Raw genomic sequence first — 17,762 nt, 5'->3', positions numbered from 1 at the left:
GCCTCAGTCCAGGGTGAAGTAGTCCGGACCGGCGTAGTGGCCGGTGGTGAGCTTGGTGCGCTGCATGAGCAGGTCGTTGAGCAGCGACGACGCGCCGAAGCGGAACCAGTCCGGGCTCAGCCAGTCGTCGCCGACGGTCTCGTTGATGAGGACCAGGTACTTGATGGCGTCCTTGGTGTTCTTGATGCCGCCCGCGGGCTTCACGCCGATCTGCCTGCCGTGCCTGTCCCGGAAGTCGCGCACCGCCTCCAGCATGACCAGCGTGATCGGCAGTGTCGCGTTCACCGACACCTTGCCGGTCGAGGTCTTGATGAAGTCGGCCCCGGCGAGCATGGCCAGCCAGGAGGCACGGCGGACATTGTCGTACGTCGCCAGCTCCCCGGTCTCCAGGATCACTTTGAGGTGGGCGCTCCCGCAGGCCTCCTTGACGGCGACGATCTCCTCGAAGACCCGGCCGTAATCCCCGGCCAGGAACGCGCCACGGCTGATCACCATGTCGATCTCGTCAGCGCCGGCGGCCACCGCGGACCGGGTGTCGGCCAGCTTCACGTCGAGCGGCGCCTGACCGGACGGGAACGCTGTCGCGACGCTCGCCAGGTGCACCCCGGATCCGGCCAGCGCTGCCGCGGCGACCGGGGCCATGGCCGGGTAGACGCAGATCGCGGCGACCGGCGGGCAGCTCGGATCGGCCGGGTCGGGCCGCCTGCCTTTCGCGCAGAGAGCCCGGACCTTGCCCGGCGTGTCAGCGCCCTCGAGGGTGGTCAGATCGACCATCCGGATGGCCAGGTCGATCGCTTTCGCCTTGGAGCTCGTCTTCACCGATCGGGTGCCGAGCGCCGCCGCCCTCGCCTCGACTCCCACCTTGTCGACCCCGGGGAGGCCGTGCAGGAAGGAGCGGAGATCGGACAGCCCGATGGACGCTGTCGCAGTCATGAAACCGATTCTAAGCAACCCTGTGACAATTGATCTTGAATGAACGGTAGGTTGGGCCGCGTGGACGTCCTTGTCGTAGATCATCCGTTGGCACAGACCCGGCTCACCGCGATGCGCCGCACCGAGACCGAATCCGGTGTCTTCCGCGCCTCGCTGCACGAGCTGACCACGATGGTGGTCTACGAGGCGGCCCGTCTCTTCGCCGTCGAGAAGTACCCGATCGAGACGCCGGTCGCCGCGACCGAGGGAACCCGCCTCGCGAACCCGCCGCTGATCGTCCCGGTCCTGCGCGCCGGTCTCGGCATGGCCGACGCCGCCCTGGGCCTGCTCCCCGAGTCGTCGATGGGCTTCGTCGGCCTCGCGCGCGACGAGAAGACGTACGAGCCGCGCGCCTACATGGAGTCGCTCCCCGCCGACCTCTCCGGTCAGCCGGTCCTCGTCCTCGACCCGATGCTCGCCACCGGCGGTTCACTGCTGCACTGCTGCAAGCTCCTCGCCGACCGTGGCTGCACCGACATCATCATCTGCTGCGTCCTGGCCGCCCCCGAGGGCATCGAGCGCCTGGCCGCCTCCGACCTCCCGCTGCGCCTCGTGACCGCCTCGATCGACGAGGGCCTGAACGAGAAGGCCTACATCGTCCCGGGCCTCGGCGACGCCGGCGACCGCCAGTTCGGCGGCATGCGCCGCTTCTGATTCACCGGTTCCCCGAAAGGCCGCGTCCACCCCAGGGCGCGGCCTTTTCTTCCCTGTACGCCGCCCGAACCCAGAAGCCGGACTCCCCGAAGCCCAAACCAGAGCCCCTCGAAACCGCTCCAAGATCCGCCATCAGTCGGCAGCCAGCGCACGCAAGCCGGCCGCGTGTGCGTTCACGGTCTTCAGAGGGGCTGTCAGTGCAACGCAATCTGGTTGCGTGTGCGTTCGCCGTCTCGGGAGGGGCTGTCAGCGCACGCAGGCCGGCTGCGTGTGCGTTCGCCGTCTCGGGAGGGGCTGTCAGCGCACGCAATCCGGCCGCGTGTGCGTTCACGGTCTTCGGAGGGGCTGTCCGCGCACGCAGGCCGGCTGCGTGTGCGTTCACCGCCTCGGGAGGGGCTGTCCGCGGACGCAATCTGGTTGCGTGTGCGTTCGCCGTCTCGGGAGGGGCTGTCAGCGCACGCAATCTGGGCGTGCGTGCGTTCGCCGTCTCCGGAGGGGCTGTCAGCACACGCAGGTCGGCCGCGCGTGCGTTCGCCGCCTTCAGAGGGGCTGTCAGCGCACGCACTCTGGCTGCGCGTGCGTTCACCGTCCTCGGAGGGGCTGTCCGCGCACGCACGCCGGTTGCGTGTGCGTTCACGGTCTTCGGAGGGGCTGTCCGTGCACGCAGGCCGGTTGCGTGTGCGTTCGCCGTCCTCCGGAGGGGCTTGTCAGCGCACGCAATCTGGCCGCGCGTGCGTTCACCGTCCTCGGAGGGGCTGTCCGCGCGGACGGTCAGATCGTGTAGCTCCATGAAGTGGCCTTGCCGGCGGAGAAGGGCATCACGCCGTGGAAGACAGTGGGCTCGTCGGCGAAGACCAGCGGGAGGAAGTGGCGGTCAGACTCCCACATCGGGATTTTTCCGGATAAAATTGACTCGATATCGACCCAGTGCAGCGAGCCCTCCGGGTTGGAAGTGGCGGGCGTTCCGGTCCACTCCGTCACGCGGAAGAGGAAGCCCAGCCAGTTTTCGCCATTGCGGCCGAAGCCGGGCCAGGAGATGGTGCCGGCCAGTTCGACGCCGGTGCAGTCGAGGCCGGCCTCCTCGTGGATCTCGCGGCGGATGCCCGTGACGACGTCCTCGCCGGGCTCCAGCTTGCCGCCGAGGCCGTTGTAGTAACCGAAATGGATGTCATCGGGGCGGGCGTCCCGGCGGATCATCAAGATCTGACGCCGATCGGATGAGAAGACGTAGCCCAGCGTGGCGACGATGGCCTGCACATGGCCCACCCTAGAGCATGACGATGGGTGATAAACAGACCAAACCGTGATGAATCGTCCTCACGTCGTCACATGGCGTTCTGCTAACGTTCGCCGAACAGCCGACGCATAGAGTGAAGAGTCGGGTTGCGGTCTCCAGGAGGTTTCACGGCATGGATTCCGTGCTGAGCATCGTCGTGCCGGTCTACAACGTGGCACCCTACCTGGAGGAATGTCTCTCCTCGATCGCAGCTCAGTATTACCGGCAGATCGAAGTCGTGATGGTCGACGACGGGTCGACCGACGAGAGCGGCGAGATCGCTGCGGACTTCGCGGCTCGTGACTCTCGGTTCAAGTTGGTGACGAAGGCGAACGCCGGCCTCGGCGCGGCCCGCAACACCGGCGTGGAGCACGCGACCGGCGAGTTCCTGATGTTCGTGGACAGCGACGACGTGCTGCCGCCGGCCGCCGCCGAGCTGCTCATCGCGTCGATCACCGAGACCGGGTCGGACTTCGCCTCCGGCAACGTCTACCGGCTCACCAGCCGGGGCGTGCACCAGTCCGGCCTGCACCGGACGCCGTTCGCCACCACGCAGCTGCGCACCCACGTCAGCAAGCAGATCTCGCTGATGGACGACCGCACCGCGTGGAACAAGATCTTCCGCCGGTCGTTCTGGGACCAGCACAAGCTGGCGTTCCCCGAGGGCGTGCTCTACGAGGACACCCCGGTCATGGTCCCGGCGCACGTGCTGGCGAAGAGCGTGGATGCGCTCGACGTGCCGGTCTACTACTGGCGCGAGCGTGAGGGCGCCGACAAGTCGATCACCCAGCGGCGTGACGAGATCAAGGGCTTCATCGACCGGCTGGCCGGCGTCGAGCAGGTGAGCCGGTTCCTCGCCAAGCACAAGCAGAACAAGCTCAAGCGCCTGTACGACGCGTCAGCGCTCAAGGGCGACCTGATGCTCTTCATGCGCGTGCTGCCGAAGGTCGACGACGACTACCACCAGCAGTTCCTGGACGGCTGCAACCGATTCCTGGACACCGTCGACTCCCGGGTCTACGACGAGATCCCGGCCGCCCAGCGGGTGCTCTGGCAGCTGGTTCGCAACCGGATGCTGCCCGAGCTGCTGGAGATGATCCCGACCGTCCGGGCGCGGCACCGGATCGTCCGCAAGGGCCTGCGCCGCTACCACAAGCTGATGTTCCTCGAGGACCGCCTGCCGAACGTGCCCCGCACGCTGTTCCTGGCCGGCACCCCGCGGCCGCGGACCCGGGTGCACGACGTCCAGTGGCGCGGCGACAAGCTGCAGGTCCGCGGGCACGCGTTCATCCCGGGCCAGGCCGCCGGGCACGCCTGGTCGACGACCCGGCTGATCTGGCTGCGTGATGAGAGCGGCCGGCGTACGAAGCGCCAGGCCCTGATCAACCACAAGTGCCTGGACGCGACGGCGGTGCACGGCAGCCAGACGGTCAGCTACGACTGGTCCGGCTTCGAGTCGGAGATCGACGTGCAGTCGCTGCGCGGCGAGGACGGCAAGTGGAAGGACGGCATCTGGACCGTCGTGGTGGGCGTTCTCGGCCTCGGCCAGAAGAGCAAGGGCCCGCTGACCGTCGGCGAGCACGCCAACCCGATCCGGCTGACCAGCCTGTACGTCGACAAGGACGTGCGGATCACCCCGGTCGTGACGAACGGCAAGTTCCAGCTGCACGTGGAGCACGTCGGCGCCCGGCTGACCGGCGGCCGGCTGGACGGCGACGTCGTCGAGATCCGCGGCGAGGTGACCGGCGCGAACCGGCAGCCCGCCACGGCGCGGCTGTCGCGCACGTCGGGGATCGCCTGGCGCAGCTACCCGGTCGAGATCCAGAACGACGAGTTCATCTTCCGGGTGCCGGTCGCCGACCTGCAGGACGAGAAGTTCGACTACCCCGAGCTGCTTCCGGGTGAGCCCGGCGAGCGCTGGGACGTGGAGCTGTCCGCCGGTGACGAGCACGCCGCGCCGATCCGGCTCGCCATGCACGACTACTTCACCTTCCCGCCGCTCTACCTGTCCGGCCGCACGATCAACCTGCTGCCGGACCGCAAGGGCCACCCGGTGCTGACCGCGCAGCCGCTCACCCCGGTGATCGCCGGTGTCACGTCGCTGAGCACCGGTTTCCGGCTCACCGGCACGCTGCCGCCCGCCGGCGACTGGAGTGACCTGCGGGTGGCCGTGCGGTTGTCGAACGGCCGGGAGACCAAGCACTTCCCGGTCACCGTCGACGGCGAGACCTGGAGTCTCGACCTGGACCCGCTGCGGGTGCCGAACTTCGGCTGGGACATCCGGCTCAAGGCGGGCACCTGGAACGTCTACTACCGGCTCGGCGACGGCCCGATCCGCCCGCTGCCGCTGGCCGCCGGTTCGCTGGAGAGCCTGCCGGTGGGCCACCCGGCCGACCCGCAGCGCGTCACCCTGGAGTGGCTCGTCGACCAGCGTGCCGTGGTCCGGGTCCGGACCGCTCTCACCGATGAGGAGCGCGGCAAGGCCAACGGCTTCCGCAGCCGGACCGAGCTGTACCCGAAGATGCGCAAGACGCCGCTGCGGGACGTCGTGCTCTACAACAGCTTCACCGGCCGGCAGTACTCGGACAGCCCCCGCGCGGTGCACGAGGAACTGGTCTCCCGCGGTCTGCCGCTCGGCCACCTCTGGGTGGTCACCGACGGCCAGGCCGCCGTGCCGGAGTCGGCCCGGGCCATCGCGCTCTGGCGCCACGAGTGGTACGAAGCCCTCGCCACGAGCCGCTACATCGTGACCAACCAGCACCTGCCCGGCTGGTTCGAGCGCCGCCCCGACCAGGTCGTCATCCAGACCTGGCACGGCACCCCGCTCAAGCGGATCGGCTTCGACATCGAGGACCTGCACTTCGCCGACAAGCAGTACTTCGAGAAGCTGGAGACGGAGGCGAAGAACTGGAGTCACCTGGTCTCGCCGAACACCTTCAGCACGCCGATCCTGAAGCGGGCGTTCCGCTTCCCCGGCGAGATCCTGGAGATCGGCTACCCGCGGAACGACGTCCTCTTCCTGGAGGGTGAGAAGCGCGACGCCCTGGTCGCCGACGTGCGGCGGCGGATCGGCCTGCCGGACGGCAAGAAGGTGGTGCTCTACGCGCCGACCTGGCGCGACGACGAGTACTACCGCGGTGGCGCGTACAAGATGACCATGATGCTGGACCTGGAGGCGGCTCGGGAGCGTCTCGGCGACGACCACGTGCTGCTGATCCGGCGCCACCCCAATGTGGTCGATGAGATCCGCGGCGCCGGGAACGGGTTCGTCTACGACGTGTCGACGTACCCGGACATGGCCGACCTGCTGGCCATCACCGATGTGCTGATCACCGACTACTCCTCGGTGATGTTCGACTTCGCCAGCACCGGCCGGCCCATCCTGTTCTTCACGTACGACCTGGAGAACTACCGGGACAACCTGCGCGGCTTCTACTTCGACTTCGAGGCGGAGGCGCCCGGGCCGCTGCTCGCCACGTCCGACGAGGTGATCGATGCGATCGCCGGCTCGGATCGGATCGTGGAGAAGTACGCAGCCCAGTACCAGGCGTTCAAGCAGCGTGCGAGCGACCTCGACGACGGACACGCGGCGGCCCGATTGGTCGACGCGATGCTGACGGCGGGGCGCAAGAGCAAGTGACCGACCTGGGGATCGGATCCCGTGACGCGGAGCACTATCGTTGTCAAATATGACCCCCATCCCGCTCGCCGAGGAACTCCTCCTCCTCGCGTACGACGACCAGACCGGTAAGGCGACCGGCTCGCGCATCGGGCTCGACCTGGGCATGGCCGCGGCTGTCCTGATCGACCTCGCACTGGCGAACCGGGTCGCTTACGCCGCAGACGGCTACCTCAAGGTCGTCGATGCCACTCCGCTCGGCGACCCGGTCGCCGACGCGGTCCTGCAGAAGGTGGCCGCCGACGAGCCGCACACGCCGGCGCAGTGGCTGCAGCGTCTGCGTCACCGCCTGCGGACCCGGGTCCTGGAGGACCTGTGCGACCGGGGTGTCGTCCGTGACGTCGACGAGACACAGCTCGGCGTGATCCACGTGCACCGCTACCCGACCAGCAACCCGGCGTACGAGCAGGAGATCCGACAGCGGCTGGCCGCCGCGCTGATCGGCAACTCGCTTCCCGACGAGCGAACCGCCGCTCTCGCCACACTGCTGGTCGCCGCTCGGATGGAACCGGCCCTGAAGCTGCCGGCCGACGAGTCCGAGCGGGCGCACGAGCGGCTCGCGGAGATCGCCAGCAACGCCGGGTTCGTCGGTGACGTGTCGCTGGAGGACTCGATCGTCCGCCCCAGCGTGGCTCTCGTGGTGGCGACGCTGGGCCGGGCCATCCAGGCGGCTCTGGGCACTCCCAAGCCGCTGTAGAGATCTTGGCCTGAGGGGCAGAGACCTGCCCCTCAGGACCGTCAGACGCCCAGGATCGCGGCGATCTCGCCGCGGAGGGTCAGAAGCGCGGCCGCCGCGGTGGTCCGGGCCGTCTCCAGGTCGCCCTCGGCGACCGGTTCCACCACTTCGAGGTACGCCTTGAGCTTCGGCTCCGTGCCCGACGGCCGGATCACCACGCGGGTCGTGGCCGTCCTGAACGTCAGCACGTCGTTCTCCGGGAGCAGATCGGCGATCTCGGTGACCGGCGAGCCCAGCAACGTCGCAGGCGGGTTCTGCCGGGCACGGCCCATCGCCAGCCCGATCTCGGCGAGGTCGTCGACGCGTACCGACAGCTGGTCGGTGGCGTGCACCCCGAACTCGGCGGCCAGCTCGTCGAGGCGGTCGGCGAGGGTGCGGCCCTCGGCCTTCAGTCGGGCGGCCAGCTCGGCGACCGTGAGGGCGGCGGTGATGCCGTCCTTGTCGCGGACCATCGCCGGGGCGACGCAGTAGCCGAGGGCCTCCTCGTAGCCGAACGCCAGCTCCTCGGCGGCCCGGACGATCCACTTGAAACCGGTGAGGGTCTCCGCGTAGGGCACGCCGCGCGCGGCGCAGATCCGGCCCAGCAACGACGACGAGACGATCGTTGTGGCGTACGTGCCGGCGACTCCCCGCCGGATCAGGTGGTCGGCCAGGAGCACGCCGAGTTCGTCGCCGCGCAACGGACGCCATCCAGCCGAGGTGGGGATGGCCACGGCGCAGCGGTCCGCGTCCGGGTCGTTGGCGATCGCCAGGTCGGCGCCGTTCGCCTCGGCCAGGGCCAGCAGGTGGTCCATCGCGCCCGGCTCTTCCGGGTTGGGGAAGTGGACGGTCGGGAACTCCGGATCGGGTTGTCGCTGGTCCGCGACGATGGCCGGGTCGGCGAAGCCGGCCTTGCGGAAGGCCTTCTCCAACGTCTCGCCACCGACCCCGTGCAACGGCGTGTAGGCGATGGTCAGCTCGCGCGGGCCACCCTCGGTCAGAACGGACGCGGCGGTCTCTACGTATCCGTCAGAGAAATCCGTATCCAGCACGGTGCCGGCGTCACCCAGCGGAACCGCGGAGAGACTGCCGACCGCCCGGATCGCCGCCTCGATGCCGGCGTCGGCCGGCGGCACGATCTGCGCGCCGTCCCCGGCCGGGCCACCGAGCTGGGCGCCCAGATAGACCTTGTAGCCGTTGTCCTGCGGCGGATTGTGGCTCGCGGTCACCATCACCCCGGCCACCGCGTTCAGGGCGCGCACGGCGTACGCCAGGACCGGCGTGGGCAGGGTGCGCGGCATCAGCAGAGCCTCCCGGCCCGCTCCCGTCGCCACCCGGGCCGTCCGTTCGGCGAACTCCCGCGAGCCGTGACGGGCGTCGTACCCGATGATCAGGGGTCCTTCACCGCTCTGCGCGGCCAGCCAGGCCACCAGGCCGGCCGCCGCCTGGGTGACCACCGCGAGGTTCATGCCGTTGGGGCCGGCGCGCAGCGGTCCGCGCAGGCCGGCCGTGCCGAAGGTGAGCGGGCCGGCGAACCGGTCGCGCAGCTCCGCGGTGGTGGCCGGCAGCCGGTCGATCAGCTCACGCAGCTCGGCCCGGCTCGCCGGGTCGGGATCGTCGGCGAGCCACGCTTCAGCCCGGTCTCTCAGGTCAACATCAACTTCGGACGCCATCAGGGATTGATAGCACAGCGTCACGCGGTGATCTGAAAGGTCTCCGCCATCTTGTCGAAGTACTTCTTGCTTTCCGCGAAGTTCGCTTCCGGCGTGGTCAGGTAGAACGAGTACATCCGGTTGCCGACGGTGGTCATCCGCCAGATGCCGTGACGTCGTGCCTCACCGTCGCCGCAGGTGTACTCGAACTGCGCGCCCGGGTTGCCGGACACCTCGACCTCGACGGTCTCGCCCTGCGCGTACGGCTTGGGGCAGTTCTTCGACTTCTTCAGCGTGCCGGGCGCCGTCTCGTTGACGAACCGGGTCGGCGCGATCGAGCCCTTCTCGACCAGGATCCGCACCTTGACCGAGGTGTTGTCCGGGTTCACGTAGTCCACGTAGGTCCCGCCGGTGGACCGGGTCCAGCCGGCCGGGACCTGCACGCTGATCGGCGCGCCACCCTTGAAGGGCTGCGTCTCGAACGGCGTGTCGGCCGGCGGCGCCGCGCTGGCCACCGGCTGGGCCTGCGGCTGCTGTGCCGGATCCTCGCCGCCACCCAGCGAGAAGACCAGGATCAGCACGAGCACCACGGCCGCCGCGGCACCGCCGGTGATCAGCTGCTTGTTGCGCGGCCACGACTGGAACGTGCCGACCAGCTTGCCGGTGGTCTCCTTCGCACCGGTGCTGACCTTGGCGAAGGTGGCCCGGCGCTTGGCTGCCGGGCTCATCACCACGGTGCCGGGGCGCGGCCCCTGCGGCGGGATGAGGCTGGTCGCGTCGGTCGAGCCGCCCTGGTGGGCCGGCATCAGCCCGGTCGGGTAACCACCGGGCGTCGCCTCGGGTTGCTCGGGGGCACGGCGGCGGCCACCGGACGGCTTGTTCTGCGCCTCGAGCTTGTTCAGGTGGTCGGTGAGCGACTCACCGGGCGAGAGCATGGCCCGGCCGCCGATCTGGCCGCTCGGCTGCGGCGGGATCTGCTGCGTCGCAGCCGAGGGCGCCGGGCTGGTCGGCCGGGACGACGAGACCACCGAGTAGGGGTCGGTCATCATGTGCGGCGGCTGCTTGCTGGCGAGCGGACCGGCCAACTGCTGGCGCAGGATGGTCCGCGCGGTCTGCACGTCCATCCGGCGGGACGGGTCCTTCTCCAGCAGGCCCATCAGCACCGGGGTGAGCGAGCCCGCGCGCACGACCGGCGCCGGCGGGTCCTCGACGACCGCGTGCATCGTCTCGATCGGGTCGCCCTTGTCGAACGGCGGGCGGCCCTCGATCGCGGTGTAGAGCGTGACGCCCAGCGAGAACAGGTCGCTCGGCGGGCCGAAGTCGTGGCCCATGGCCCGCTCCGGGGAGATGAAGTGCGGCGAGCCCAGGACCATGCCGGGCGTCGTGAGCTGCACGTCGGTGGGCATCCGGGCCACGCCGAAGTCGGTCAGCACGCAGCGGCCGTCCTGGCAGATCAGCACGTTCGCCGGCTTCACGTCACGGTGCAGGACGCCGTGGGCGTGCGCGACCTCGAGCGCGCCGAGCAGCGCGATACCGATCTTGGCGACGACGCGCGGGGAGACCGGGCCGTCCTCGATGACCATGTCGGCGAGGCTGCGGGCGTCCAGCAGCTCCATGACGATCCATGGCCGGCCGTTCTCGTGGACGACGTCGTAGACCTGGACCACGGCCGGGTGCTGGAGCGCGGCGGCGGCGCGGGCCTCCCGCATGGTGCGCTCGTACATCGAGTCGCGGTCGCTGGGCGCGAGACCGGGCGGGAGGATCACTTCCTTGATCGCCACGTCCCGGCGCAGCAGCGTGTCAGCCGCGCGCCACACCGTGCCCATGCCGCCGTGGCCCACCGCGGCGCGCAGCGTGTAACGCCCGCCGATGAGCGTGCCAGGGGCTGCACGTCCGCTGAGGGGGGAGGTGTTGCCACCGCTCCACGTCGGAATCTGAGTCACTGAGGATGCCACCGAGGGGGTATAGGGGGCTGTCGTCCAACCCCGCTATCTTGCCCGTTGGGTGGGGTTCAACGAAAGTCACTGTGCGAGTGTTCAGCTCACTTCGACAGTGGGTGATCGCTGGGTGGCCGAGGGTGGAGCGCAAGAGAACGCTCGGTGCAAAATCCCTCACTGTGGGCGTCCTGAACGAACACTAGGATCACGATGTGAATGCAGAGTCCGGGTTCCCGATCAAGCCGGTCTACGGTCCCGACGACGTTCCATCAGGCGTCGGAAACGAACAGCCGGGTCAATATCCGTACACCCGTGGTGTCTATCCGACGATGTACACCAAACGGCCGTGGACCATGCGGCAGTACGCCGGGTTCGGTACGGCCGCCGAGTCGAACGCCCGCTACCACCAGCTGCTGGCGGCCGGGACCATGGGCCTGTCGGTCGCGTTCGACCTGCCGACCCAGATGGGTTACGACTCCGACGACCCCATCGCGCACGGTGAGGTGGGCAAGGTCGGTGTCGCGATCGACTCGATCGACGACATGCGGCTGCTCTTCAAGGACATCCCGCTCGATCAGGTGTCCACTTCGATGACCATCAACGCACCCGGTTCGGTGTTGCTGCTGCTCTACCAGCTGGTCGCCGAGGAGCAGGGCGTGCCCGGCGCGGCTCTGCAGGGCACGATCCAGAACGACATCCTCAAGGAGTACATCGCCCGCGGGACGTACATCTTCCCGCCCAAGCCGTCGCTGCGCCTGGTCGCCGACACCTTCGCCTACTGCAAGGCGGAGATCCCGAAGTGGAACACCATCTCGATCTCCGGGTACCACATGGCCGAGGCCGGCGCCTCGCCCGCGCAGGAGATCGCGTTCACCCTGGCCAACGGCATCGAGTACGTGCGCGCCGCGATCGCGGCCGGCCTGGCCGTCGACGACTTCGCGCCGCGGCTCTCGTTCTTCTTCGTGGCCCGCACCACGCTGCTCGAGGAGATCGCCAAGTTCCGGGCGGCCCGGCGGATGTGGGCGCGGATCATGCGCGACGACTTCGGCGCGAAGGACCCGAAGTCGATGATGCTGCGCTTCCACACCCAGACCGCCGGCGTCCAGCTGACCGCACAGCAGCCCGAGGTCAACCTCATCCGGGTGGCGATCCAGGCTCTGGGTGCCATCGCCGGCGGCACGCAGTCGCTTCACACCAATTCGTACGACGAAGCCATCGCCCTCCCGACCGAGAAGTCGGCGCGGCTCGCCCTGCGCACACAGCAGGTCCTCGCGTACGAGAGCGGGCTGACCGGCACGGTCGACCCGTTCGCCGGGTCCTACGCGGTGGAGGCGCTCACTGACGAGGTGGAGCGGGAGGCGACCCGGCTCATCGAGCGGGTGTTCGAGCTGGGCTCGGCCGTCGACGCGATCGAGCAGGGCTTCCAGAAGGGTGAGATCGAGAAGTCCGCGTACCAGATCGCCAACGAGATCGACTCGGGCGAGCGGGTCGTGGTCGGCGTGAACCGGTTCGCCGCCGAGAGCGAGGAGAAGTACGAGCCGCTGCGGGTCGACCCGGCGATCGAGACCGCCCAGGTGGCTCGTCTGGCCACCCTTCGGGCCGAACGTGACAACCCGGCCGTACAAGCCGCGCTCGCGGATCTCGGTAAGGCCGCCGCCGGGAGCGTGAACGTCCTACCGTTGATGAAGGAGGCGTTGCGACTCCGTGCAACGGTGGGGGAGGTATGCCACACGCTGCGCGGGGTATGGGGCGTCCACCGGCCGGTCGAGCGCTTCTGACCGGCACAACGTACCGGTAGTACGTCGCGTCACCTCCGCGATTCGCTACCCGTTGAGGGGTTGGCGGGCCGGGACGATCTCCCGTGAGCCCGCCTCGCCCCGCTGTGGCCTCTTTACACACCCGTTACACAGCGTGACTGAATTCGGGCTAAGCTGGCGCGCGTCGCGAAACCCGACAAACCTCTAGAACGAATACGGAAGCCGACGTGACTACTGCTCTGACGGCGCCGGAAGGTGTCGATACGTCGTGGCCGGGAACTCCTCCTGGTACAGACCCGCTCCCCGGCCAGCTGGACCGCTGGCTCGCCGCGAGGGGCGCAGAGCTGGTAGCCATTCGCCGTCACATTCACGCCCACCCGGAACCGTCACATTCCGAGTTCGAGACCGCCGCGCTGATCTTCCGTGAGCTTGCCGTCGCCGGCCTCTCCCCGAAGATGCTGCCCCGCGGCAACGGCGTCATCTGCGACATCGGCGAGGGTGAGCGGGTCATCGCGTTCCGGGCCGACATCGACGCGCTGCCGCTGCAGGACCTGAAGGACGTGCCGTACCGCAGCACCGTCGACAACCTGGCGCACGCCTGCGGGCACGACGTGCACACCACCGTGGCGCTCGGCCTGGGCATGGCCCTGGCGCAGCTCCACGAGCAGGGCGAGCTGCCCGGCCGGGTCCGGCTGATCTTCCAGCCGGCCGAGGAGGCGATGCCCTCCGGCGCTCCTGAGGTGATCAAGGCGGGCGCGCTGGACGACGTCGCCGCCATCTTCGCGCTGCACTGCTACCCGCAGCTGCCGGCCGGTCTGGTCGGCGTCCGCTCCGGGCCGTTCACCGCCGCCGCCGACGCGGTCGAGGTCAAGCTCTCCGGTCCCGGCGGGCACACCGCCCGGCCGCACCTGACCGCCGACCTGGTGCACGCGCTCGGCCGGGTCATCATCGACGTGCCGGCCCTGCTGAACCGCCGGATCGATCCCCGGGCCGGGATCTCCCTGGTCTGGGGCGCCGTGCACGCCGGGCAGGCGTTCAACGCGATCCCCGGCGCCGGCGAGGTGCGCGGAACCGTCCGGGTGCTCAGCCGGGAGGCCTGGCGTGAGGCCCCGGAGCTGGTCACCAGGCTGATCCACGACGTGGTCGCGGCGACCGGCGCCCAGGTGGAGGTCGACTACAAGCGTGGCGTGCCGCCGGTGATCAACGACCGGATGGCCTCCGCGATCGTGGCGGGCGCCGCCGGGGCCGCGCTCGGCGCCGACCGGGTGGTCGAGGCCGAGCTCAGCATGGGCGGCGAGGACTTCTCGTTCTACCTGGAGCACGTGCCGGGCGCGATGATCCGGCTCGGCACCGGGGTCCCCGGCTCGGACGAGCGCCACGACCTGCACCAGGGTGACTTCGACGTGGACGAGCGCAGCATCGGTTACGGCGTGCGGGTCATGGCGCACACCGCCCTCGCGGCGCTCACCTCCGGCGCTTTCTAGTTGCTCTCGGCCGGCGGTGGCAGTTGCCGCCGCCGGTACCGCCGGATCAGGTAGACGGCCACCGCTGCCGGGATGCCGAGCGCGATCAGCCAGGGCAGCAGCGCGCCGAGCACCGTCGCCAGGACGGCCAGGGACGCCTTGAGCGCGTCCCAGCCGCCGGACAGGCCGGCCAGGAAGCCGGGCGGCTCGTCGTCCGGGGCGGCGCTGGTGGCGTCCGGATCGAGCAGCACCACGGTGATCGTGGAGAGCGACGTGAGGTCGGAGAGCCGGCGCTTCTTCGCCTCCAGCGAGGCCAGGTCGGCCTCCCGGGTGGCGACCTCGCGCTCCAGCATCACCAGGTCGTCCAGCGAGTTGGCCTGGGCCAGCAGCTTCTTGCCGCTCTCCACCCGGGCCTTCTGCACCGAGATCCGGGCGTCCAGGTCGACGACCTCCTCGGTGACGTCCTCGGTGTTGATGCCCCGGGTCTCCTCGACGCCGAGCTTCGACAGCTGGTCGACGACCGAGCTGAACTCGGCGGCCGGGATCCGCAGCGTCAGGTTCGCGGTGTCCGCGCCGGAGCCGCTCTGCCGCTCGTCCGAGCCGACGAACCCGCCCGCCGCCGAGGCTATGCCGGTGGCCTGGGCCGCCGCCGTGGTGACGTTGTCGACCCGGACCGTGATCGAACCGGTGTAGATGATCGAACGCTGGTCGACACGCAGGTCCGGTGCCTCCGCAGTGGTGTTCGCCCCGGCGGAGTCGGCTTCCGCCTTCCCCTGACCCGCGGTGCCCTCCTCGGCGGCCGGGGCATCGGCGCGGCCGACAGCCGGTTCCGCCTGGGAGGCGTTGCCCCCGGAATCCGATGAATCAGCCCCGCAGCCGGCCAGCAACGCACCCGCCAGCAGTGCTGCCGCGATCAGTTTCGTGGTTCCCCGCTCATGCATCGTCGCTCCGATCTCGTCATGCTTGACCGTTGGGACGTACGCCACACGTCTCGTGGTTCCGGCAGACTGCTTGCTGAGCGGTCACAATTGAGCAGCGGAGGGATCCCGTGCGCGTCACGAAGTTCACGCATTCATGTCTGCGAGTCGAAGGCGCGGGCGTTCTCGTGGTGGATCCCGGCGAATTCTCCGAGTCGTCCGCATTGGCCGGTGCCGATGCCGTGCTCATCACCCACGAGCACTTCGACCACCTGGACGTGCAGGCGGTGACCGCGGCCGTCGCCCGGCGACCCGATCTGCGGATCTTCGCGCACGAGGCGGTGCTGCCGCTGCTCGACGGCGTCGCCGAGGCGACGACAGCGGTGGCGGCGGGGGAGGAGTTCGAGGCGGCGGGTTTCCAGATCCGGGCGTACGGCGGGCAGCACGCGATCATTCACCCGTACGTGCCGGTCTTCGCGAACCTGGGTTTCCTCGTCAGCGACGGGACCGCCAACTTCTATCATCCGGGTGACTCGTTCGTGGTCCCCGAAGGTGCTGACGTGGAGACGCTCTTCGCGCCGATGAACGCGCCCTGGGCCACCATCGCGGATTCATTGGAATTCGTCCGGTCGGTGCGGCCGGGGCGGGCGTTCGCGTTGCACGACGGCCTGATCAACGAGCGCGGCGCGGCGGTGTACGGCAAACACCTGGAGAGCTTCTCCGAAACGAAGTTCGCGCGGGTCACGCCGGGAACCGTGCTCGACTGACGTGGCCATCGACACCGACGGGAGCGTCCGGAAGCTCTACGAGGAACCGCCGGACGGCTTCGTCGCGGCCCGGTCCGCCGCCATCGCCGAAGCCCGCAAGTCCGGTGACCGGGACGCCGCGAAACGCCTGGCCGCCCTGAAGAAGCCCACGGTGGCCGCCTGGGTGGTCAACCTGCTCGCCCTGAAACGCCCCGATCTGATCGACGAACTGGTCGAACTCTCCACCGCGCTGCGCGCCGCCCAGCGCGACCTGAAGGGCGACCAGCTGCGCGAACTCTCCAACCAGCGTCGGCAGTTCGTCTCCGCGCTGGTCGCCGCGGCCCGCAAACTGGCAGTCGCCGCCGGTACGCCGGCAGCCCGCCTGCCGCTCGGCGAGGTGGAGGCGACCCTCACTGCCGCCCTCGCCGAACCGGAGATCGCGGCCCAGGTGCGAACCGGCCGCCTGATCCGCGCGACCAGCTACGCGGGCTTCGGCGAGGTGCCGCGTCCCCGCCTGCGCCTGGTGACCGACCTCTCCGACGATGCGGGCGACATTTCGGATTTGTCCGGCGAGAGGGCGGGTGAGGGCGGCGAGGCAGGCGAAGGCGGCAGGACGGGGGAGGGCGGCAGGGCAGGTGAGGGCGGCAGGGCAGGCAAGGACGGCAGGGCAGGCGAAAGGCGTGGTAGAGGGCGAGGAGGGGACGGCGACGGCGACGGCGACCTGGACGACGACGGCGACTTGGGCGAGGACGGTGGGAGTGAGGGTGGTGCGGACCGTCGCCGCTTCCCGAGGAGAGAGGCCGCTGAGCGGGAAGCTCGGGAGCGGGCGGCGGCTGAGCAGCGGCGGCGCGAGGTCGAGCGGAAGCGGCGGGAGCTCGAGCGGGAGATGGGTGTCGCCACGGCTGCCGAGCGGCGGGCCGACGCCCAGCTGGAACGTGCCGAAACGGCCGAACGGGACGCCGGGCACCTGGTCGAGGACCTGGACGCCGAACTGGCCGAGCTGGAACGGCGCCGCACCGAGGCCGTAGCCGATGTGGCCCGCCGCAAACTGGCCCGCCGTACCGCCGAACGCGAGGCCGCCGCAGCGCGCCGCCGCGTAGGCGACGTCCAGGCCGCCCTGGACGACCTGACATCCGACTGACGCGGCGACCCGCGGGTGGGGAAGGGAGAACGGATGGACGGGGAGCGTTTTCTTTAAGCGGTCACTGAGGGCAGAATCGGGCGGGTGACCCCCGAACAGGCTGCCGCCAACGCCAAGGCGGGACTCGCCGCCATCGTCGGAGCCTTCGCGGAATCACCGCAGACCCTGCGCCGAGCCCGGCTGCTCGGTCTCTCCGGGTGGGCCTACCACGTGTCGGCGCGGGCCGGCGCGCTCGGTGAGGTGCGGCCGGAGACGGTGGCGGCCGCTATCGCGTTCATCGCGCCCGAGGCGGTCATCGACGGCTGGGAGGCGACCGCCAAGACGTCGGCGCCCGTCGAGGTCGCCACCTGGCACCTGCACGAGCTCTGCGCCTGGGGCGCCGACCAGCTGGGGGCGTTCCCGCGGCTGACCCGGCTGCTGGAGCTGGCCGGGCAGGTGGTGGACGCCGTGGACGCGGCGGGGCTGACACTGTTCGCGGCGTGGCGTGCCATGCCGGTGCCGGACGCCACGCCCGGGGCCCGTGCGGCGGTGCTGCTGCACCTGCTGCACGAACACCGGCTGGGTGTGCACGTCATCGCGGTCCGGGCCAGCGGGCTCACGCCGCTCGAAGCGATCATCGCGGGGCCGGACGGCGAGACCGGGGCGGTGGCGTTCGGGTGGCAGGCGCCGTACCCGCACGCCGGTCCGCTGGTCCGCCGGCTCATGTGGGCCGAGGCGGTGGCGAACTCGCTGGCCGGGCAGGCCTACGCGGCGCTGGACCGCAGCGAGCGGGTCGAGTTCGCCGGGCTGCTCGAATCCCTGAGCCACCGCCTGACCCGCTGAGACAGGCCGGCGCGGAGGAGAAAGCGGGGGA

General features: G+C 69.9%; 13 protein-coding genes. 8 read left to right on the top strand and 5 right to left on the bottom strand.

Features of this window, described 5'->3' with window-relative positions; translation table 11 throughout:
* Positions 1–3 precede the first annotated feature (3 nt).
* On the bottom strand, positions 4–933 hold the full coding sequence (gene deoC / locus EP757_RS07345; protein WP_127543443.1) for a deoxyribose-phosphate aldolase: 930 nt from the start codon (positions 931–933) through the stop codon (positions 4–6).
* Between the two features lie 60 nt (positions 934–993).
* On the opposite strand from deoC, the gene upp reads away from it, so the two are divergent.
* A complete protein-coding gene (gene upp / locus EP757_RS07340) occupies positions 994–1,626 on the top strand; it encodes a uracil phosphoribosyltransferase (protein WP_127543442.1) in 633 nt (210 codons plus the stop codon).
* 771 nt (positions 1,627–2,397) lie between these two features.
* Here upp and EP757_RS07335 read toward each other — a convergent pair.
* Positions 2,398–2,883, bottom strand: coding sequence for an 8-oxo-dGTP diphosphatase (locus tag EP757_RS07335; protein WP_174262355.1), 486 nt, complete (start codon positions 2,881–2,883; stop codon positions 2,398–2,400).
* A gap of 152 nt (positions 2,884–3,035) precedes the next feature.
* On the opposite strand from EP757_RS07335, the gene EP757_RS07330 reads away from it, so the two are divergent.
* Positions 3,036–6,542: a bifunctional glycosyltransferase family 2 protein/CDP-glycerol:glycerophosphate glycerophosphotransferase gene (locus EP757_RS07330; protein ID WP_127543440.1), complete on the top strand. Its 3,507-nt coding sequence runs from the start codon at positions 3,036–3,038 to the stop codon at positions 6,540–6,542.
* 49 nt (positions 6,543–6,591) lie between these two features.
* Entirely contained in the window at positions 6,592–7,278 is a 687-nt protein-coding gene (locus EP757_RS07325) for a GPP34 family phosphoprotein (RefSeq protein WP_127543439.1), read from the top strand.
* Between the two features lie 41 nt (positions 7,279–7,319).
* Here EP757_RS07325 and EP757_RS07320 read toward each other — a convergent pair whose 3' ends face one another.
* The gene (locus tag EP757_RS07320) at positions 7,320–8,969 is read right to left on the bottom strand and encodes a phospho-sugar mutase (RefSeq protein ID WP_127543438.1); all 1,650 of its coding nucleotides are present in this window, start codon (positions 8,967–8,969) and stop codon (positions 7,320–7,322) included.
* Positions 8,970–8,989: 20 nt separating this feature from the next.
* Positions 8,990–10,891, bottom strand: coding sequence for a serine/threonine-protein kinase (locus EP757_RS07315; protein ID WP_127543437.1), 1,902 nt, complete (start codon positions 10,889–10,891; stop codon positions 8,990–8,992).
* A gap of 206 nt (positions 10,892–11,097) precedes the next feature.
* On the opposite strand from EP757_RS07315, the gene EP757_RS07310 reads away from it, so the two are divergent.
* Together EP757_RS07310 and EP757_RS07305 are read left to right on the top strand one after the other, a co-directional pair.
* Positions 11,098–12,663, top strand: a complete 1,566-nt coding sequence (locus EP757_RS07310; RefSeq protein WP_127543436.1) for a methylmalonyl-CoA mutase — start codon at positions 11,098–11,100, stop codon at positions 12,661–12,663.
* A gap of 206 nt (positions 12,664–12,869) precedes the next feature.
* Positions 12,870–14,126 carry an amidohydrolase gene (locus tag EP757_RS07305; protein WP_127543435.1) on the top strand — a complete coding sequence of 419 codons (1,257 nt, stop codon included), beginning with the start codon at positions 12,870–12,872 and terminating at the stop codon, positions 14,124–14,126.
* Here the strand turns inward: EP757_RS07305 and EP757_RS07300 are convergent.
* A complete protein-coding gene (locus EP757_RS07300; protein WP_174262354.1) occupies positions 14,123–15,046 on the bottom strand; it encodes a DUF4349 domain-containing protein in 924 nt (307 codons plus the stop codon). The genes EP757_RS07305 and EP757_RS07300 overlap by 4 nt on opposite strands.
* 107 nt (positions 15,047–15,153) lie before the next feature.
* On the opposite strand from EP757_RS07300, the gene EP757_RS07295 reads away from it, so the two are divergent.
* From EP757_RS07295 to EP757_RS07285, 3 genes are all read left to right on the top strand, one after another.
* Positions 15,154–15,789, top strand: a complete 636-nt coding sequence (locus tag EP757_RS07295; protein ID WP_127543433.1) for an MBL fold metallo-hydrolase — start codon at positions 15,154–15,156, stop codon at positions 15,787–15,789.
* Between the two features lie 7 nt (positions 15,790–15,796).
* Entirely contained in the window at positions 15,797–16,909 is a 1,113-nt protein-coding gene (locus EP757_RS07290; RefSeq protein WP_127554123.1) for a hypothetical protein, read from the top strand.
* An 84-nt stretch (positions 16,910–16,993) separates the two neighbouring features.
* Complete coding sequence (locus EP757_RS07285; RefSeq protein WP_127543432.1) at positions 16,994–17,731, top strand: hypothetical protein; 738 nt, start codon at positions 16,994–16,996, stop codon at positions 17,729–17,731.
* Positions 17,732–17,762: the final 31 nt, after the last annotated feature.

It is taken from the genome of Actinoplanes sp. OR16 (genome assembly GCF_004001265.1).
Lineage (GTDB): Bacteria > Actinomycetota > Actinomycetes > Mycobacteriales > Micromonosporaceae > Actinoplanes.
The sequence above is the reverse complement of the archived record's forward strand: the minus strand, read 5'-3'. Positions and strand labels throughout refer to the sequence as shown.